Source organism: Marinifaba aquimaris (genome assembly GCF_013328345.1).
Taxonomy (GTDB): Bacteria; Pseudomonadota; Gammaproteobacteria; order Enterobacterales; family Alteromonadaceae; genus Marinifaba; species Marinifaba aquimaris.
Genome location: NZ_JABULX010000006.1, coordinates 32,031 through 52,933 on the forward strand (window position 1 = coordinate 32,031; position 20,903 = coordinate 52,933).

Annotated in this window: 18 protein-coding genes; 4 read left to right on the plus strand and 14 right to left on the minus strand. The window is 41.5% G+C overall.

What is annotated here, in order from left to right; translation table 11 throughout:
- The 13 genes from fliJ to dapB all read right to left on the minus strand — a co-directional run bounded on the left by fliJ (position 1) and on the right by dapB (position 14,776).
- Positions 1-441, minus strand: coding sequence for a flagellar export protein FliJ (fliJ, locus tag HR060_RS05875; protein ID WP_174199355.1), 441 nt, complete (start codon positions 439-441; stop codon positions 1-3).
- An 8-nt stretch (positions 442-449) separates the two neighbouring features.
- Positions 450-1,775, minus strand: coding sequence for a flagellar protein export ATPase FliI (fliI, locus tag HR060_RS05880; RefSeq protein ID WP_174199356.1), 1,326 nt, complete (start codon positions 1,773-1,775; stop codon positions 450-452).
- Between the two features lie 38 nt (positions 1,776-1,813).
- Positions 1,814-2,617: a flagellar assembly protein FliH gene (fliH, locus tag HR060_RS05885; protein WP_174199357.1), complete on the minus strand. Its 804-nt coding sequence runs from the start codon at positions 2,615-2,617 to the stop codon at positions 1,814-1,816.
- 101 nt (positions 2,618-2,718) lie between these two features.
- Positions 2,719-3,783 carry a flagellar motor switch protein FliG gene (gene fliG, locus HR060_RS05890; protein ID WP_174199358.1) on the minus strand — a complete coding sequence of 355 codons (1,065 nt, stop codon included), beginning with the start codon at positions 3,781-3,783 and terminating at the stop codon, positions 2,719-2,721.
- Positions 3,776-5,485: a flagellar basal-body MS-ring/collar protein FliF gene (gene fliF / locus HR060_RS05895; RefSeq protein ID WP_174199359.1), complete on the minus strand. Its 1,710-nt coding sequence runs from the start codon at positions 5,483-5,485 to the stop codon at positions 3,776-3,778. Before fliF ends, fliG begins: the two co-directional genes overlap by 8 nt.
- 23 nt (positions 5,486-5,508) lie before the next feature.
- Positions 5,509-5,862, minus strand: a complete 354-nt coding sequence (fliE, locus tag HR060_RS05900; protein WP_174199360.1) for a flagellar hook-basal body complex protein FliE — start codon at positions 5,860-5,862, stop codon at positions 5,509-5,511.
- Positions 5,863-6,028: 166 nt separating this feature from the next.
- A complete protein-coding gene (locus tag HR060_RS05905; protein ID WP_174199361.1) occupies positions 6,029-6,382 on the minus strand; it encodes a DUF2750 domain-containing protein in 354 nt (117 codons plus the stop codon).
- Positions 6,383-6,499: 117 nt separating this feature from the next.
- Complete coding sequence (locus HR060_RS19735) at positions 6,500-6,994, minus strand: DUF6436 domain-containing protein (RefSeq protein ID WP_174199362.1); 495 nt, start codon at positions 6,992-6,994, stop codon at positions 6,500-6,502.
- 43 nt (positions 6,995-7,037) lie between these two features.
- Positions 7,038-8,528 (minus strand): methyl-accepting chemotaxis protein, encoded by a 1,491-nt coding sequence (locus HR060_RS05915; protein WP_174199363.1) that lies wholly within the window; start codon positions 8,526-8,528, stop codon positions 7,038-7,040.
- 123 nt (positions 8,529-8,651) lie between these two features.
- Positions 8,652-9,128, minus strand: a complete 477-nt coding sequence (greA, locus tag HR060_RS05920; protein ID WP_174199364.1) for a transcription elongation factor GreA — start codon at positions 9,126-9,128, stop codon at positions 8,652-8,654.
- An 11-nt stretch (positions 9,129-9,139) separates the two neighbouring features.
- Positions 9,140-12,358 (minus strand): carbamoyl-phosphate synthase large subunit, encoded by a 3,219-nt coding sequence (gene carB, locus HR060_RS05925; RefSeq protein WP_174199365.1) that lies wholly within the window; start codon positions 12,356-12,358, stop codon positions 9,140-9,142.
- A gap of 30 nt (positions 12,359-12,388) precedes the next feature.
- Positions 12,389-13,519 (minus strand): glutamine-hydrolyzing carbamoyl-phosphate synthase small subunit, encoded by a 1,131-nt coding sequence (gene carA / locus HR060_RS05930; RefSeq protein WP_174199366.1) that lies wholly within the window; start codon positions 13,517-13,519, stop codon positions 12,389-12,391.
- Between the two features lie 456 nt (positions 13,520-13,975).
- On the minus strand, positions 13,976-14,776 hold the full coding sequence (gene dapB / locus HR060_RS05935; protein ID WP_343044179.1) for a 4-hydroxy-tetrahydrodipicolinate reductase: 801 nt from the start codon (positions 14,774-14,776) through the stop codon (positions 13,976-13,978).
- Between the two features lie 298 nt (positions 14,777-15,074).
- Between dapB and HR060_RS05940 the strand changes: the two genes are divergently transcribed.
- From HR060_RS05940 to HR060_RS05955, 4 genes are all read left to right on the plus strand, one after another.
- A complete protein-coding gene (locus HR060_RS05940; protein ID WP_174199368.1) occupies positions 15,075-15,659 on the plus strand; it encodes a phage tail protein in 585 nt (194 codons plus the stop codon).
- 8 nt (positions 15,660-15,667) lie between these two features.
- Positions 15,668-16,243, plus strand: coding sequence for a phage tail protein (locus tag HR060_RS05945; RefSeq protein ID WP_174199369.1), 576 nt, complete (start codon positions 15,668-15,670; stop codon positions 16,241-16,243).
- A 9-nt stretch (positions 16,244-16,252) separates the two neighbouring features.
- Positions 16,253-16,993: a hypothetical protein gene (locus HR060_RS05950; protein ID WP_174199370.1), complete on the plus strand. Its 741-nt coding sequence runs from the start codon at positions 16,253-16,255 to the stop codon at positions 16,991-16,993.
- A gap of 288 nt (positions 16,994-17,281) precedes the next feature.
- Positions 17,282-19,969, plus strand: a complete 2,688-nt coding sequence (locus HR060_RS05955; RefSeq protein ID WP_174199371.1) for a M12 family metallo-peptidase — start codon at positions 17,282-17,284, stop codon at positions 19,967-19,969.
- A gap of 64 nt (positions 19,970-20,033) precedes the next feature.
- On the opposite strand, the gene HR060_RS05960 is transcribed toward HR060_RS05955, so the two are convergent.
- Positions 20,034-20,807, minus strand: coding sequence for a delta-class carbonic anhydrase (locus tag HR060_RS05960; RefSeq protein WP_174199372.1), 774 nt, complete (start codon positions 20,805-20,807; stop codon positions 20,034-20,036).
- Positions 20,808-20,903 lie beyond the last annotated feature (96 nt).

Below are 20,903 nucleotides of genomic sequence, written 5' to 3' on the forward strand. Positions count from 1 at the left end.
TTAAGCCAGCTTTCTCCTAACAAACTGCTGTATGGCAAACTCATCAAACATTTTCTGCTCTTGTTTTTGTTCAAAAGCAATTGCTTGTTGTTTTTGTTTGTCTAGTAAAGCCTCAATCGCTTTTCTTTTGCGTTGTTGGTTCAACCACAATGCTCGTCTTTGCTCGACAACCTTATTAGCGGTATGAACTTTGTTTTGTTGCTGGCTACAAGCTTTATCTAATTGTGAAATAAAAGATTGAAAGCGCATCATCTGTTGGCTGACAACCCCTTGCTTACCTTCAGCCAAAACATTATCGATATAGTCTTTTTTGTGAGTCTGCAATATATCTAGACGTTCACTTTGTTCAGCAAGATCTTGCTGAGCTTGGCCATAATCGGCCGCTAATTTATCTTCTTTTCTTTGCTCCATCTCAGCGACGAGCTGCAGTTGTCTATTCACGGCCATCACTAATCACTCTTAAATTGTGCTGTAATTTGATCAAGTGAATTCAAGCATTCATCATATGGCAGCACTTCGGTCATCTTTTGTTGAAGAAAAGAGTCTAAAGTTGGCTTGAGGGCGATAGCAGTATCAACGATTGGATCACTGCCTTTGTTGTATGCTCCGATTGTGATTAAGTCTTTATTCTTGTCATATGAAGACGTCAATACTTTGATAATACGCGCTTGCTCTTGATGCAATTCGCTCGTTACAGCAGGCATAACACGCGAAATAGATTTGCCAATATCAATAGCAGGGTAATGGCCGCCATCAGCGAGATCACGAGAAAGTACGATGTGTCCATCTAAAATAGCACGTGAAGCATCGGCTATCGGGTCTTGCAAGTCGTCACCTTCAGATAAAACGGTAAAAAATGCCGTGATTGAGCCTTGCCCAGCCCCACCATTACCCGCTCTTTCAATTAAAGCGGGCAGTTTTGCAAAAACAGATGGCGGGTAACCCTTAGTCGCAGGTGGCTCACCAACGGCTAAGGCAATTTCCCTCTGTGCTTGCGCATATCGTGTGACAGAGTCCATCAATAGCAGCACATCTAAGCCCTGGTCTCTGAAATATTCAGCAACGGACATCGCTGTTTCACAGCCTTTAAGGCGCATTAAAGGAGAGTTATCAGCAGGTGCTGCAACCACTACAGAACGCGCTCTGCCCTCTTCACCTAAAATATCTTCGATGAACTCTTTTACTTCACGACCACGCTCTCCGACTAAACCAACCACAATGACATCAGCTGTGGTACCTCGAGTCATCATCCCAAGTAATACTGATTTACCGACACCAGAGCCCGCAAACAACCCCATACGTTGGCCTTTACCAACGGTAAGAATGGAATTAATCGCTCTGACACCTACATCCATATGTTCAGATATTTGTCGACGAGCAAGTGGATTTGGCGCCGTATTTCTAAGTGCCGTTCGATGCTCAGAAACGATTGGACCTTTGCCATCGAGTGGCCGTCCTGCGCCATCAATAACACGCCCCAATAACATCATGCCAACAGGAATCCCTTCATCAGCGGCAAGCGGAATCACTTTAGCACCCGGTACAATGCCGCGAATTTCTTCACTTGGCATCAGGTAAATTTTCTCACCTTCAAACCCCACAACTTCGGCATCGATTGAACCTGTGGTTGTTTCAACGGCACACAAGCTACCAACTGAGGCTCGACACCCCACAGCTTCGAGGGTTAAACCAACCACGCGGGTAAGTCGCCCCGCTACTTTCGGAGACGTTTGACGTATATATTTTTGGTAGGATTTAAGGCGTTCGCTTAACAAACTGACAACACTCCATTTGCGCCGCCAGCTTTTTGACGTTACGCAGAATTTGAATCGACTGAAGAAGCATCCTGCAAGAATCTATCCAATATTTCAGATACTCTATCTTGCATTGTGTAACTAATGTTAGACGTTTTAGTTTTCACTTCACAATCACCGCGTTCAATGGTCGGTTCGGCCATTAAGTGCCAATCGCGTTTAGTCAGCTCTTCTTCGCTATAGCTTTGCTGCACAACGGCAAGATCATCAGGGTTTAAATGAATTTCAATTTGAGCTGAATTCAAGGGTAAAGCAGAGACTGCTTCTTTTATCGTTTTAAAAAGAATATCCTGATTAAGAGACAGCTCAGTTTTAATCACAGCACGCGCTAGATCGCCAGCTAATTCGACAAGCGCAAGTTCGGCAGCTTGATCAAACTCACGCAAAGGCTGATGCATGGCCTCAACTAACTTATTTAGCGCATCAAGTCGCTCATCAATGATTCCTTTAGCCTGCTCTAAACCTTGTTCCAAACCTTCTTCTTGTCCCTGCTCCAAGCCTTGTGAATAGCCTTTCTCATTACCTTCAAGAATGCCTTTTTCAATCCCTTCTTGTTTACCTTCATTAAACCCATCTTCATACGCAGCAGCGCGAATTTCTTCTATCTCTTCGGCTGTTAACGGTTTTGGCGCTTCAGGTTCAGGTTCTGGTGGTTCATAAACCCAACCTTCAGGTTTACCTAAAGCATTGGTGTAATCATCAGGGCGGGTGGTCTGTTCATTTTCAACGATAGGAAGCTCCCACGTTTTTGCGTGAGCTTTTAATTCTTCCGCTAGCGGGTTTTGTTTAACTTTATTAGACATAGTATTTCAATTTTAGCGAAAGTTATTTTACAGCTTGTTAAGATAAGTATGAGATAGCAAACGCCATCTCACCACTTTTCACTTGGCTTATCTAGGTGTGGTTACAAGAACTCTTCACCACCACCACCACCTAACATGATCTCGCCAGCATCAGCTAAACGACGCGCAATCGATAGAATTTCTTTTTGTGAGGCTTCAACTTCACTAACTCGAATGGGGCCCATCGCTTCTAAATCGTCTGCCAGTAGTTCAGCTGCACGCTTAGACATGTTGCCCATGATCTTATCTTTAAGGCCATCATCAGCACCTTTAATCGCTTGCATAAGCACATCTTGTTGAACTTCGCGAAGAATAGCTTGAATACCTTTATCATCAACATCTGCCAAGTTATCAAATACAAACATTAAGTCTTGGATTTGCTGACTCATTTCTTCGTCTTGTTCACGGATTGAGTCCATTAACTGGCCTTCAATATTGGTATCAAGATAGTTCATGATGTCAGCTGCAGCTTTGAGGCCACCCATTTTCGCGGCCTGAGCACCAGCTTGACCAGCGAACTGTTTCTCCATAATTTCGTTTAATTCTTGTAATGCAGCAGGTTGAACTTCTTCTAAGTTCGCGATACGCATCATCAAGTCGAGTCGAACCTTTTCGGAGAACTGCGACATAATCTCTGCAGATTGCTCTGGTTCTAAATATGCCAATACAATTGTTTGGATCTGTGGGTGCTCGTTACGGATAATGTTGGCAACCTGTTTTGAGTCCATCCATTTCAGTGAATCAAGGCCTTTAGCACCAGATCCCATGACAATCTGTTCGATAAGATTACCGGCTTTTTCTTCACCAAGTGCAGCGGTAAGGGCCTTCTTAACAAATTCTTCAGATTGGAAACCAATCGTTGAGAAACTTTGAATCTCATCAATAAATAGGTTGTGAACAGCGGTGATTTTATCTTGAGTAAAATCTTCAAGCGAAGCCATTGCCATACCGACTTTTTGGACTTGTTTCGGTTCCAAGTGCTTCAAAATTTGCGCCGCATCTTCTTCAGATAAACTCAAAAGTAATATCGCGGCTTTTTCTACACCGTCGAGTCGATTAACATCAAAAATTTCAGCACCACCAACGCCTTCGGCACCAGGCATGGCTTGCATTTCATTATCAGGCATCTTCGTTCAACCAGGCTTTTACAACTTGAGATGATAACTCTGGCTCGTTAGCTACTAGCGCACGAACCGCTTTTAATACGTCTTCGTCTCGGTGAAGGTCAGGTAGCATAAGTGAACCATCCGAGGCAAAGCCAACTGCACTGCTGTCAAATTCACTTGAAAGCATATCAATTGTTTCATCGCCTAAGTCTACACCAGAGTCCAGTGTGTCATCATCATAATCTTCAGGCGTATCTTCTGGGTAGATAAGCTTGCGAAGCATAGGTCTGACAACGGCGAGTATTAATACAATAATGATGATCATGCCCGCCAGCAGACGTGCAATCTTGATAAACCATTCTTGCATGTAGAAAGGCACTTCGGTGACATCGCCGAGTAATTCTTTATTGAATGGTATTGTGATCACGTCCAACGAGTCGCCGCGTTGGACGTTAAAACCAATTGCACCTTGCAAGGCTCGACGGATATTAGAAAGTGCTTCTTGACTACGCGGTACACTTTCCATCTCACCAGAGTCTTCATTTAACTGCTGTGTATAATCAACAGCGACCGATACCGTTACTCGGCGAACCGTACCTGTTTGCTGACGAGTATGACTAATCGTTGTATCTAACTCATAGTTGCGTGTCGCTTCACGATGACTTTTACCAGGACTCGCTGAGCTACCACGCCCCCCGTTAGCTTCTTCTGGAATATCTGATTCAAGAGGTGGTTGATTAGTTAGAGCTCCAGGAATACCCGCGCTTACACCACCAACAGAGTTTGTTTCAAGTGTCATTTCAGAACGTACTGCAGGTAAATCAGGGTTGAAGCGCTTCTGGGTTTGTTCTACCGCAGTAAAGTCCATCGTGACATCAGCTTGAGCGGTATAATTGCCCACACCAATGATGGGAATAAGAATTGAGTCAATTTTTTCTAAGTATTCAGCTTCGCGTTTTTGTTCTATTTCGTATTCTTTTCGTGAACGAGAAGCCAGGGAGTCTTGTGAGCCTGAATTGAGTAAGCGACCATTTTGATCGGTAACAGTCACTCGAGAAGGTTCTAACCCTTGAACCGCAGATGCAACAATATCGACGACAGAATCGACTTCTTCTTCAGATAATTGTCTTAAACCCTGCAAGCCAAGTAGAACGGTCGCACTGGGTTTCTTTTCATGGCGAGCAAATACATTTTCTTTTGGAATAGCAAGCAGTACCCTTGCTTTTTTGATGTTTTGTAATTCTTCTATTGTCCGCGCTAAGCTTTGCTCTCGCGAGTATTTCAAACGCTCTCGCTCAACGCGTTGACTTACACCAAATCCCATGTCGGTTAAAAGAATATCATCGCCTTTAGCAGGGCCAGATTCCATACCGGCACGAGTCATCATTAGTTTGATTTTTTGATATTCATCTTCAATAACAAAAACCGCATTGCCTTCGGTTTTATATTCAATTTTGTTTTGATCGAGGAAGTCGAGCGTTTCAATTAACTCTTGTGTTTCGTATTTACCTAGGGGTCTGAATGAAGGCTCTTGCGCCCAAAGGATAATAAACAGGGCTATCGCCAGACAAATTGTTAACGCTAAAATCAGGGTAACCTGACGAAGGATATCAACATTACCGAGTGCACCTAAAAAACCCGATTTTTGTTCTTGATTCTCTGCCTCAGTCGTCGCTGTATTGTCTGCTACAGCGATGTCGGTTGTTTCAGCTTGTTCTGCCACAGTTAACTACCCTAAACTCAATCTTATACAGGTGTTTGCATAATTTTTTCGTATGCTTCTAATACTTTGTTTCGCACGTGCATGGTTGCTTCAAATGCGACACCTGCTTTCTCTTTTGTAATCATCACTTCTGCTAAACTGACACTTTGATCACCCATCTCAAAAGCATTTGTTTTGTTGCGAGCATCGTGAGCTAAGTCATTGACATTATTGATTGCATTACTAAGCATATCACCAAAATTAGCAGATGATGTGTTGTTAATTTGTTTATTTGTTTGTCCTGGGATAGCAAAAGGGTTTTGCGCTTGAGTTGATAGCGATTGCATTTCATTGAAAAGGTTTTGACTACCTGCAATATCATATTGACCAATTTTCATTGCTTTGCTCCTTCTTCGACCTTATTAACGATTGAGCGTCAAAATAATGTCGAGTCTACAAATAAGTTAAGATATGTAAGTTAAAGCAAAGGACATGCCAAAATAAAAGAATTGATAATCAATACACTAGAAGGGAAAGGCGTTGAACATACAACGCCAAAATAGATTAGAGGTAAAGTTCTACAACCGTTTTAGGTTCCATTTCAATACCATCTAGCTCGGCATTCCAGTTAATGCCAACTAACACGTTTTCGTCATTTAAAGAGACAAGCCAATCTTCAACAAACTCATCAAGTGGGAAAGAAGTCGGTTTAAACTCAGCCCATTCTTCAACACAGTGAATCACAGCGTCTTGTTCATCAGACCAAAACGGCATTACCTCAGTTTCTTCAAATTCGGTTGAATCAACTGATAAAAACTCGCCTTGCTCATTACATAAAGCCCAAACAAGGTTACCTTTTTGGGTTTGGTTGACAAAAACATCCTGATTTTTTTGGATATCATCCGTTAATTGGCTCATAGCAAAACTCTTTTTAAATAAAAACTGTGACAAATCACAAACATAAACGTGGCTTTAATATAGATGTCATTAAAACAGGATGCCAGCACAGAGAATGAATTTTTCGTTACTGGAATGTTAACTTGAGTTGGCACTGCAATAACACCCTTTCGCTTGGGAATGGACAATAGCGATAGAACCTACTGTCTTACTTAACCTAGGTAGTAAGGATTCGACCAAACTATTGGCCGAATTACAAAGCCAACCTTCAGAATATGGACCTAAATAAACGAGCTTCTCTGTTTCATCAAACATCACTATTGCTGGTGTCGATGGTAGCCAAAATCGCAACCAAGGCTGCTCACTTAAAGATAATGTCTGAACGATTGTTCCTTGCTCTTGCGCTAATTGGTCAATTTTTCCTCTTTGAGTTTGCGTCAAACGCGAACACATACACCCTTGCTCATGAATATGAAATACGGTGTTGCCTAACTGTTCAAATTTTTCTTTAAAGGACAGTTCTAGCCTACGATCAAAATCGGGTTGACTCGACACCTGAGTTAATACCGATTCAGGGTCAAACCAAACGAGCTTGGTTTTCATGTCATTAACAAGCAGCAGTGTAATCGACACGAGCCAAATACAAAGCAGTAGTAAAAATACCCTAACGGACATATTAAACAGAGAATCGAGCTAATTGATGACGAAGGGAGCTGGCCGACTCTGTTAATGAATCGATTTGTTTTTTCGCATCTTGAATATGCCCTTTTTCCGCATTAGATAATTCATTTAGGTAACTGGTTGCCTGACTGATATTGTCACTGGTTGCAGACTGTTGTTCGGCAGCAGTCGCTACTGAAGCAATGTTGTCATTAACGGTGGTAATATGGCTATCAACTTCATGCATGCAGGCTGCCGCTTTATCTGAATTAGCCACAGCGACATTGACCAATTCCAAACACTGCCCCATCAATTCAACCGATGCTTTGGCATCTGTCAGTAACACATTACTGACTTCATTGATTTCTTCAGCGTTATTTCTGGTTTTTTGCGCCAATTGCCTAACTTCATCTGCAACCACAGCAAAACCTCTGCCGTGCTCGCCCGCTCTTGCTGATTCAATAGCAGCATTTAGAGCGAGTAAGTTAGTTTGATCAGACACCGCTGTGATCGCATCCATTACATTAGAAATAAAGTCACAACGCTCACTGAGTTCATTTAGTTTTTCACTGGTTGTCGACAATTTACTGCGAAGCTCGCCAATATTATCGCCAGCACTGAGCACAATATCTTTCGCAGAAGACGAGCTTTCTAACGCTTGGTTGGCATAGACATTTGCTTGCAGCGAACGCTCCGCTACATCTTGAATCGTTGTCGAAAGTTCTTCTATCGCTTGCGCAATATTTTCAATTTGTTGAGAGCTATTATAAATCGAATCATGTAAACCATTGGACATGGAGTCGACGTTATCAGATGCACCGTGGACATTTTGACTAATACCCTGAATGTTGATAATTAATTCTCGAAATGCACAAATGAGCCGACCAAAATCATTTAGTTCCTCATTACCTTTATCAAGATCGATATTTAAATCCAGCTTATCCTGGTTTTGTAAAATGGAGTCTACGGCATGCGAAAGTTGGAATGCAGCGATTGCTTGCTTGCGATTGATGTTAGCCATGTACATCAGCAATAAAGCCTCAGCGGTAGCAAAACCGGCGTGAATTAGCAAGATGTAGAACATCAAGTGGCCTTGTTCGAATATAAAAACCCCTGTATTTTGCGTTTGCAACCAAAAAAAGCTGATGTGGTGTAGGGCAACGACAACCACTGCAGTTAGTATGACTTGCCAATCGCGATAAAAAATGAGAAATGCCAACATTACAAACACTTCAAAGTGTAATTCTGTCAGCCCCATCGTTTGCTGAATGTGAAGGGTCGTCATCAGTTGCACAGCAATCGCGACGGCATGCTTAGTCAACTTCAAGTTAGGCTGTTTGAAAAGTAGTAATAAAGGAAATAAAGCGATCGGTAATCCAATGTATATGGCTTGTAAGAGCGTATCGGTAAAGAAGCCGATAAGTATTGCGAGAACTAACTGCGCGAGAATGACATATTTAAACACTCTATGCGCATCATGCTCCCATGGGTAGCTAGGAGTAGTCATGGCATCACCTCAGGTTGTTATCGTGCTGAATGTTTTAACGAACCTAGTTAGATTTTAGACCACAAAAAGAAAAACCCGATGTTATTGCTAACATCGGGTTTTAAAAATTAAAGCAATCAAAGCTTAGATGTATTGCACTTCACACACTTCGTAATCAACTGGACCACTAGGTGACTGTAATGTGAACTCATCATCGACTTCTTTGCCTATCATGGCACGTGCAATTGGTGAGTTAACTGAAACTTTATTTGCTTTTAAGTCAGCTTCGTCATCACCAACGATTTGGTAGGTCACTTCTTCGTCTGTTTCAACATTTAAGATCGTTACCGTAGCACCGAAAATAACACGACCATTATTTGGCATTTTAGTTACGTCGATAATTTGAGAGTTTGATAGCTTAGCTTCAATCTCTTGGATACGACCTTCACAAAAACCTTGCTGTTCACGAGCGGCGTGGTATTCAGCGTTTTCTTTTAAATCACCGTGTTCACGAGCATCTGCAATATCAGCGATGATCTTAGGACGCTTTACCGTCTTAAGTTCGTTTAATTCAGCTCGGAGCGCATCGGCTCCGGCTGCTGTCATAGGTACTTGGTTCATCCGTAATAACCTTAGTTAACGCGAGCGTGTAACTCTTGTACTGAAGTAACTGTATTTCTGTCGTCTGCTTTGTGTGCCATACATGCTGCAAATGCTGCATTTAAAGTGGTTGTATAAGCCACTTTATTTAACAACGCGCTACGACGAATTTGTACTGAATCAGTAATTGCCTGACGACCTTCAGTCGTATTCACAATATAGCTGTACTCATTATTTTTGATGTTATCAACAATATGAGGACGACCTTCAAGTACTTTATTTACTTTGCGGACATCTAAACCAGCATCAGCTAATACGTCAGCAGTACCACCAGTTGCATCTAGCTCATAGCCTAGATCTGCTAAGTTCTTCGCTAATTCAACAACGCGTTTCTTATCGCTATCACGAACAGATAATAACGCACGACCTGACTTAGGAATGACGTCATTTGCGCCAAGGCTTGCTTTAGCAGATGCTTCAGCGAATGTATTACCTACACCCATAACCTCACCTGTAGAGCGCATTTCAGGGCCTAAGATAGGGTCAACACCAGGGAATTTAGCAAATGGAATCACCACCTCTTTTACCGAGTAGAAAGGTGGGATCACTTCTTGTGTGAAACCTTGTGATTCAAGAGACTGGCCAGCCATAACACGTGCAGCAATTTTAGCTAACGGAACACTTGTCGCTTTCGATACGAAAGGAACAGTACGCGCGCCACGAGGGTTAACTTCGATTAAGTAGATAACGCCATCTTTAACCGCGAACTGAGTATTCATCAGACCCACTACACCAAGTTCGAAAGCTAACTTTTTCACTTGCTCACGCATTTGGTCTTGGATTTCAGCGCTCAATGTATAAGGAGGTAATGAACATGCTGAGTCACCTGAGTGAACACCTGCCTGCTCGATATGCTCCATGATACCGCCGATAACGACTTGCTCACCGTCACATACCGCATCGATATCAACTTCAACCGCATCGTCTAAGAAACGGTCTAGTAATACTGGTGAATCGTTAGATACTTGTACCGCTTCGTTTAAGTAGCGTTTCAAGTCAGCAATGTCGTATACGATTTCCATCGCACGACCACCTAATACGTAAGATGGACGAACAACCATAGGAAAGCCAATCTTCTCAGCTTCTGATAGCGCTTGTTCCATATTACTTACAGTTGCATTTTCAGGCTGTTTTAAACCTAAACGGTCAACCGCTTGTTGGAAACGCTCACGGTCTTCTGCACGGTCAATTGCATCAGGTGAAGTACCAATAATAGGTACGCCAGCGGCTTCTAAAGCACGTGCTAATTTAAGTGGTGTTTGACCACCAAACTGTACAATCACACCTTTTGGCTTTTCTAAACGTACGATTTCTAATACGTCTTCAAGTGTAACCGGTTCGAAGTATAAGCGATCTGATGTGTCATAGTCGGTAGAAACCGTTTCAGGGTTACAGTTAACCATGATTGTCTCATAACCGTCTTCTTGTAATGCCATAGAAGCATGTACACAACAGTAATCAAATTCGATACCTTGACCGATACGGTTAGGACCACCACCTAATACGATAATTTTATCTTTATCAGTTGGTTGTGCTTCACACTCTTCATCATAAGTAGAGTACATGTAAGCAGTAGACGTTGAGAATTCTGCCGCACAAGTATCAACACGCTTGTAAACCGGTAAGATCTCTAATGCTTGACGCTTCTTGCGTACTTCGCTTTCAGAAACACCAATTAACTCTGCAATGCGCTTATCAGCAAAGCCTTTGCGTTTTAAGCCAAATAAGAAGTCTTTTGTTAAGCCAGCCATGCCTTTTTCGCTGATGGCTTTTTCGCTTAAGATTAAGTCTTCAATTTGAACTAAGAACCAACGGTCAATCTTAGTTAACTTGAAGATATCTTCTACAGACATGCCTAAACGGAATGCATCAGCGATATACCAGATACGCTCAGCACCGGCATCTGTTAACTCATGTGTAATTTTTGTTTTAGCGTCGCTATCGTTTAAGTCAACAATAGGGTCAAAACCTGATACGCCTACTTCTAAACCGCGTAATGCTTTTTGCATAGATTCTTGTTGGTTACGACCAATCGCCATTACCTCACCTACTGACTTCATCTGAGTCGTTAAGCGATCGTTAGAACCTGCGAATTTTTCGAAGTTAAAACGTGGGATCTTAGTCACAACGTAATCGATAGATGGTTCGAATGACGCCGGCGTCTTACCACCAGTGATATCGTTTTGTAGTTCATCTAACGTGAAACCAACAGCTAACTTAGCTGCGATTTTCGCAATTGGGAAACCAGTTGCTTTTGAAGCTAATGCAGATGAACGCGATACACGTGGGTTCATTTCGATGATAACCATACGACCTGTATCTGGGCAGATACCGAACTGTACATTTGAACCACCTGTTTCAACACCAATTTCACGCAATACCGCTAAAGAAGCGTTACGCATTAACTGATATTCTTTATCCGTTAATGTTTGCGCTGGTGCAACTGTGATTGAGTCACCCGTGTGAATACCCATAGGGTCGAAGTTTTCGATAGAACATACGATGATACAGTTGTCGTTTTTATCACGAACCACTTCCATCTCGTATTCTTTCCAACCGATTAATGAAGCATCGATTAATAATTCATTTGTTGGTGATAAGTCTAAACCACGTGTACAAATTTCTTCGAACTCTTCTTGGTTATAAGCGATACCACCACCTGTACCCCCCATAGTGAATGATGGGCGAATGATGCATGGGTAACCTAAACGCGAAACCGCGCCTAGTGCTTCTTCCATAGAGTGAGCGATTTCAGCTTTTGGTGTTTCTAAACCAATGTTCTTCATCGCTTTGTCGAAGCGGTCACGGTCTTCTGCTTTATCAATTGCATCAGCCGTTGCACCGATCATCTCAACACCGTGCTCTTTTAACACACCGTGCTTATCTAAATCTAAAGCACAGTTAAGTGCAGTCTGACCACCCATAGTCGGTAAGATTGCATCTGGCTTTTCTTTTTCAATGATTTTAGCAACCACTTCCCAGTGAATTGGCTCGATGTAAGTAGCATCCGCCATTTCTGGGTCAGTCATAATCGTTGCAGGGTTAGAGTTAACTAAGATAACTCGGTAACCTTCTTCACGTAGTGCTTTACAAGCTTGAGTACCAGAGTAATCAAACTCACAGGCCTGACCGATTACAATCGGGCCAGCGCCTAAAATCAAAATACTTTTTATGTCAGTACGTTTTGGCATTATCGTCTCTCAAAACTTTCAATATTAGGGCTAGGCTTTACGCGCTTGCATTAATTCGATGAAATGGTCGAAAACTGGTGCAACATCGTGCGGACCAGGACTCGCTTCAGGGTGACCTTGGAAACTAAATGCAGGCTTGTCAGTACGGTGGATACCTTGAAGTGACCCATCGAATAAAGACTTATGCGTTGCTTTTAAGTTCGCAGGCAAGCTTGTTTCATCAACTGCGAAACCGTGGTTTTGGCTTGTAATCATAACCGTACCCTTTTCAATGTCTTGAACTGGGTGGTTAGCACCGTGATGACCAAATTTCATTTTCACAGTTTGCGCACCACTTGCTAATGCAAGTAATTGGTGACCTAAACAAATACCGAATACTGGAATATCTGTTTCTAAAATTTCTTTGATAGCTGTAATTGCATAATCACATGGCTCTGGGTCACCAGGACCATTTGATAAGAAAATACCATCTGGGTTTAAAGCTAAAACATCTTTGGCAGGTGTTTGAGCAGGTACAACTGTTAACTTAACACCGCGGTCCACTAACATACGAGAGATGTTGCGTTTAATACCGAAGTCATAAGCAACAACGTGGAATTGACCTTCCTCTGCTGGTGTCACATGGCCTTGACCTAACTGCCAAGAGCCTTCAGTCCAGTTGTATTGTTCTTTTACTGTTACTTCTTTGGCTAAATCCATGCCTTTTAAGCCAGGGAACGCTTTTGCTTTCCCTAGTGCTTCCGTCGCATCTTCAGTGCCTGTAATTAAACAACCGTTTTGCGCACCTTTCTCACGTAAAATACGTGTTAACTTACGCGTATCAATATCAGCGATAGCAACGATATTACGTTGAGCTAAGTAATCACTTAGGCTTTGCTGGTTACGGAAGTTTGAAGCTAATAAAGGAAGGTCACGAATCACTAAGCCTTTAGCCCAGATTTGAGAAGATTCTTCATCTTCATCATTGGTACCTGTGTTACCAATGTGTGGGTAAGTTAAAGTAACGATTTGTTCTGCGTATGAAGGATCAGTAAGAATCTCTTGATAACCTGTCATTGAAGTGTTGAATACCACCTCACCAACAGATACGCCTTTTGCACCAATTGAAGTGCCTTTAAATACAGTACCATCTTCGAGTACTAACAGGGCAGTTTCAGCCAAAACAGCCTCCTGAGCATTAAAAAACGGGGCCTCTGCTAGGGCGCACCGTTTCAAATTAAGATAAAAAATTTTGCTTTAGGTAAATCTTGCGCATTGTAGTTGATTATTCAGATTAACGCCATAAAAATTTACATAAATGCATAAAAAAAGGTTTTACCGTGAAAAACACGATAAAACCTTTAAAAATAACGCTTTACTAATATTGATTAAGCTTTCTTACGTTAAGTTTAACGATACTTTTAATGAATCAAAGTTAAACTAAGCATCGATGAAGTCTTTAACCTATAAGCGATTACATAAAAATGTCACAATTTAAGTTAGTGCTTTTAACTCTCTTACCTAAAAATAAAATTAGTTGAAGATAGTTGATCGTTAAACTTAGCTCAGTGATCTAAACTGATCGACTTAAACATAAAAAAGACTAAAAAACGCCCTCTCTAGACGACAGGTTATTGTTTAACCTTTTAGGCCTAATACATCTTGCATATCGTAAAGCTTAACATCTCTACCTTTTAACCAAAGCGCAGCACGAACTGCACCTTTAGCAAACGTCAAGCGGCTTGACGCTTTGTGCGTAATCTCAATACGCTCACCAATGTCTGCAAACATTGCGGTATGCTCACCGACAATATCACCCGCACGGACAGTAGCAAAACCGATTGAATCACGATCACGCTCGCCAGTATCACCTTTACGCTCCCACACTGCGACTTTGTCTAAATCGCGATCTAACTCTTCAGCAATCGCTTGGCCTAGCATAAGCGCTGTACCAGATGGTGCATCTTTTTTGAATCTGTGGTGTGCTTCCCAGATCTCAATATCTGTGTAATCACCCATCACACGAGCAGCTGTTTTTAATAAGTTCACCAATAAGTTAACCCCCACACTCATGTTGTAAGCGAAAACAATTGGAATATGCTTAGCTGCGTCATCAATTTTTGCTAATTGCTCTTTTGATAAACCCGTTGTGCCAATAACAATTGGTTTTTTATTGGCCACACACCAACCAAGATTGGCCATACATGCATCAGGTAAAGTGAAGTCGATATAAACATCGGCATCAGCATTTGCTGAAGATTGAGCCACTGTCGCTAAATCTATTTTGCCGATGCCAGCAATTTCACCTGCATCAATACCCTTGAAACTAGATGTATCACGAACTAAAGCTTGAGTTAAATTTGCTTGCTCTTCATTATGACCTGCTTCAATTAAAGCACGTCCCATACGCCCATTGGCGCCAAAAATACCGATACTGATAGATTCGCTCACAGCCATTCCTAGTTAATCATTTGTTCTTTTTAATTGCGCGCATTTTAAACTGAGCGCAGCAGGAATAAAACCATTAATAACTTATATTGGTGCAACAGCTGTTCATCCAAAAGTTGTCGATAGTTTTTACACAAGTTAAATTATGGTGGGTTACTAAAAACCTAACTAACTACTTTATATACATAATTATTTTGAGGCATTAATTATGCAAATATTTTAGATCCCTCGTTTATGATGTTTTGAGCGACTTACTTTTCACGTCAAATTGATGAAAAAGGAAGTAAAAATGAAACAGCTATTCAAATATTTAAGTAGTTTTCTCGTTATCTCAAGCTGCCTCTTTGGTGTAAACAAAGTACATGCTTTTGAACCATTCATCGGTGAAATACGCTATTTTGCTGGTAATTTTGCCCCAAGAGGCTGGGCATTATGTGATGGTCAACTCCTACAAATAAGCCAATATTCCGCTTTATTCTCTATTCTTGGTACCACTTATGGTGGGGATGGCAGAACAACATTTGGCTTACCTGACATGCGAGGCAGGAGCGCAATGCACCCCGGTAATGGTCCAGATCTAACATCTCGAAGGCTAGGACAAGAGCTAGGTGTTGAAGAAGTTGTATTAACAACAGCTCAATTACCCAGCCATTCACATACATTAAATGCTTCTACAGACTCAGGTGACAATACAACACCAGTAGGTGATAGCCTCGCTTCTGAGCGCATTTTTAATTCAGAGACACCCGATGCTGCCATGCATCCATCATCTATCGGCCCGTCGGGTCAGAACGCCCCTATTGATAATATTCAACCCTCTCTAGTTGTTAACTGCATCATTGCACTTGAAGGCACGTATCCAAGTAGGAGCTAGGAGGAAATATGAATAAAGTTATAGCACTTATATTAACTCTGATAAGTGGCAGTGTTTTTAGCCAAGCATTTATAGGCGAAATCCGTTTTTTTGCTGGCAACTTTGCCCCTGATGGTTGGGCGTTGTGTGACGGCCAGCTATTACCTATCAATCAGAACCAAGCGTTATTTTCTATTTTGGGTACCACTTATGGAGGTGATGGTAGAACTACCTTCGCGTTGCCAGATATGAGAGGTCGAATTCCTCTACACGCTGGTGAAGGCCCAACATTGACGGACAGAAATTTAGGCGAAAAATTTGGTGTTGAGAATCGCACCTTAACGGCAGCACAAATGTCCTCTCATAGCCACGCACTCAATGCGGAACAGACGAGAGCAAGAACTTCATCTCCACAAGGAAATGCAATTGCCATAACTCGTCGCAGAGTCAATGTTTATGATTCTAACGTGCAAAACGGGCTCGATGCTCTACACTCAAATTCTATCACCAGCCAAGGTGGTGGAAATGAGATCACTAACATTCAACCTTCGTTAAACATAAATTGCATTATTGCTGTGACTGGCACCTTTCCAAGTCGTTCATAGGAGAAAACCATGAAGCAAGTTAAGAAACTGAAAAACCAATCACTATTTACAATATTGTTGAGCTTATTGTGTTTTCAATTACAAGCGTTACCACTATTGGCCAGTTATAACTCAGATGTATCAGTAGAACTGACCTCATTAGAATTTACTTCAGGTTCTGTTGAGTCAGCTGTTTTAGATATTTACGATGACAGTGTTGGCGATACCAGTGTAACGAATACGAGTTCAGGCGATGTGAGCATACCAACACTCGGTTCTAGTTTTACATTCTCCACAACTTCTACCGGCCAAGTAAATACCATTGGAGAAATCATTGATGCTGGGGTTTTAATCGATGGCTTTTTTGATTTTATGAATGACAGCAACGATGATGTATCCGGCACCCTAAAATTCAGTATCAATATGCTAAGTGAAATATTTACTAACGATGCCAGTGAGTATGCATTTTCTGAAACTTATGTTTATATTTTCAATGACGATTCATCCGTGCCTGTGTATTTTGATGAATTAACCAGTATTGACTCCACTACTTTAGGGACTGGCTTACAAACCCGATCAATGACCGAGATGATTTCACTCGACTTTACCGTGCCAGCTGGAGAAATCCTTTCACTCATTATTGAAATTGATGCTGTAGGTGCAGCATTGGCCGACCAAATACCGACGACGGATGTACCTTCACCACCAACATTGAGTTTATTTATCTTGCTCGGCCTACTCGTCTACCGTCAGTACACCACTAAAAATTAACCTAAAATTACTCTACTACTTGCTTTAAAGTAGTAGAGTCACTTCATAGCAAAGCGTTATAAATTAACAAGTTAACTCATTTTTTTACACATAGTTAATATACTGTTCACTACTGACCAACAGTTACTTTGATATTCATCAATATTTAATTAAACAGCTGTTTTAATTGATTTTTTTCCTGATATGTTAGCGGCCGTTTTTTCCTTGGCTCAGGACAAGCTTGACGGACAAAAGGTCAAAACACATTTAACAATCACAAATTAAATAACGATACATTGAGGTATAACTTTGAATTTCAGTAATGTGAAAGGTATCACACGAAATATCATATTCTTGTGTTTGTGCGCTTTTTTACCCGCACATGCAATCGCTAATACGACACTTTTTAACCACGCAACACCCATGTCGCTCAACGCCAAAGGTGAACGACAACGTTTAGCATCTATCGATTTAAATTTACTGACACAACAAGTAGAAGAAATTGAATTAAATCTATTCGACGATTTTATTGTTACCGCTAAGCGTTACCAATTAAGTGAAAATAACAACGGCAGCATAAACTGGTTAGGTCGTATCAATGATGACAAACAGAGTTTGGTTAACTTAGTTATTTACCAAGGCAAATTAAAAGGTCAAATCGCACTCGGTAATAAGAGCTTCTCATTGACTACACTAGAAAATGGCCAGGTAAAAATTACCGAGGTTATTCCTGAAATACCTTCACATATCAACCACGATGATAGTATTGATGTAGCGCTGCCAGACACTAACTTACAGGTTTCTCGTCAAGCATTCACGCCATTTTTAACTAATCAAGGAACCGCTGAAATTGACTTATTAGTCGTCTATACAGATGAAGCGTTACAACAAGCAAATGGTGATATCTATTCTGAAATTCAATTAGCCATCAATGAATTAAACAATAGCTTTAACCTTGCATCTGTTGATGCAAGATTCAACTTAGTGCACAGCTATAAAACGAGCTATAAAGAAGATCCTGCATTTTGTGACGGTATGAGTATCCCTCTATTTGAACTACAAAATAGCAATGATGGTGTAATGGATAACGCAGCCAGCTTTCGTGAAATTTACAATGCTGATTTAGTTTCACTTTGGTTATCAGATGGCTGTACCAATGCCGGCTTAGCCTTTACCGGCCCTTACAACGGCTCTGATGATACTGCTGCCTTTTCAGCAGTGGAAAGAAAATGGGCTGCAGCCCCCAATTTACACGCGTTTGCACATGAAATCGGCCATAATTTAGGCTCAAATCACGATACCAATACCGATCCTGCTCACAGTACCCATAACAAAGGTCACATAGATTTAGTGAACAACTTCAAAACTATCATGGCGTATTATCAAGATGGGTGTGAACCTTGCCAACATGTTGCTCAGTTCTCTAACCCTAGAAACGACTTTGAATACCAAACGAACTTATTTGCACCGCTAGGTATTGCACAAGGCGTTAAAGATTCAGCAGATAATGCGAGTTATTTTGTTGGTTCTACTCAACGCGTGTCACAATACCGCCAGCACGGGCAATGTGATGCATCTGAAATCCATATTTTGCGTTTATGGCCGAATGAGCAAGTCACGATTAATCGCTCTGAGCTTGTTGATTTAGTTGTTCGTTTAGAGTCATGTGGTCAACCAGTGACCGGAGCCACTGTCATAGCAAAAACGCCTGCCAATGTGAGTATAACGTTGCATGATGATGGTCAACACGATGACGTAGCCGCAAATGACGGTATCTATGCGGTAAAATGGTCAAGTGAATCGAAAGGTTTACACAAATTAGAGTTTAGCGCCTCAACCGCTACACAAATAGCCGAGCCTCGTTCGGTTGCAATTGGTGTTGAAGTCAATGCCAAAGATAAAAGCCAAATTGCTGATGTCTTAAACATTCAAACAGTCTCAGCGAGTAATACTCATGTAAACCCAACATCGCCGGACAAATGGCATGTAGACAATGTAAAAGATAACAACCACCAAACTTTCTGGGCAGCACCAGCATCAGCAGGTGAATATATTGAGTTTAGCCTAGCTCAATTATCGACAGTCGATCGCATTGCGCTAGATTTTCATTCTAGCTATCTATCTGATTACCAAGTTGAAGCGTTAGTAGATGGTCAATGGGTCGCGTTATCACCTGTCACACCTGCTGCCAATTATATTGAACTAAATATAGCTACCGATGCTAAAGACTTCAGAATCAATCTTACTAATGCCAGTTCAACTTTCTTTGCTCTTAAAGACGTGACAGTTTTTGGTACAGCTGTTCCTGCTGTAACACCCACTATTAACATCATCTACCCTCGCGGTAATTTGGAGATTAAATTCGGCAATAACAGCTTGAGTTTAGTGGCAGAAGCGTCTGATTTATCGGGTGATTTAACATCTGCTATTCAATGGAGTTCAAGTATTGGTGGTTACTTGGGCACGGGTGGTCAACTTAATAACGTTGCTCTAAGTGCCGGAGAGCACACCATCTCAGCAAGCATTACTAACGGTGCAGGAACGGCATCCAGCAGCTTAATTGTCAATGTGATCAAACCAAACACCCTGCCAATGCTGGAGTTAGTTTCTCCAACGACTCCCATTACAATAAGCCAAGGGGAAACAGTACAACTACTCGCTGATGCATACGATAATGAAGACGGTAATATTTCTGATCAAATCGTTTGGTTATCGTCTGTATCTGGACAAATTGCTCAAGGAGCGGATGTAAACGTTAGTTTAGTTGCAGGCTCGCACGGTATCACCGTTCGGATAACGGATAGCCAAGGTGCAGTGGCAGAAAAATTCACTGTGATCACTGTAGAAGCCGGTACGGATATTCCAGCTTGGGATAGTACTCAGGTATACACCAAAGGCGATCAAGTCATTCACCAAGGTATTGTTTACCAAGCCAAATGGTGGACAAAAAATGAAACACCAGGTGCAAGCCAATGGGGCCCTTGGCAAGCAATTTAGGCTAAACTCTAGATGAGTAATTAAAAACGGCAGCCTAGGGCTGCCGTTTTAATTTTCAGCGTGACTATTTAATTTCAGATAATAATTTAGGGTTAGTCACTAATTTGCGAACGCCGTGCGCATGGTCTTCATCAAATATATTGTCTTTACACCATTGACCTACAGTATTGATATCAAGTTTGGCACACTTAGGTCTAACACTCCAAGTTACCTGATAAGGAGAACAGGTTTGGTCATCAAAGCTAGGGCCGGTTGTCGAACCTAAAAACTCCACTGGCTTACCCGTATTTTTTGGTAATGCACCTGCCGTTTGTAGTTCATTGAAATCCAGTGCACTACTGTCATTAACTAGCGTAAATACCTGAGTCTCAACACGTAAGTTAGGGTTAGCACAGCTATCAGATACACAAGCACCTAATGTTGGGCCTGGCTCTACATCACATGATGTATGTACCCAATGCACTTCAATCGTATCTCCTGGCTGTAAATCACCATATTTACCTGCACAAATTGATTCTTTGGTAGGTTTTAATTCCGCTTTTGATAAGGACTGACTGATATTACATTGATAGCCAGTGCCGTAACCTTTTTTGCCTTCACCTGCAAAAATCGCAAAGTCTTTTGCTTTATGCTCGGCATTTTCATGGAAGTGGATGTTACATAAATTCATGTTTTCAAACGAAGGAGCTTTTGAATACACGACTGGGTTGGTTCCGTTAACACTGTCGATATCCCTCGGAGTTTGTGGTCCGAAGTTTTCGCAGACTTGTGCCGCAGAAGCAGCAAAAGACGCAGATACCGTTAACGCTAATAGCGTTGGTAAAATTACTTTTTTCATATTTTTTTCCTTGTTGAAATACACCTAATTTTCTAACAACTCACAGAATACTAGGCATAAGACATATTATGTCTTACAATTTGTGACAAATGGAAT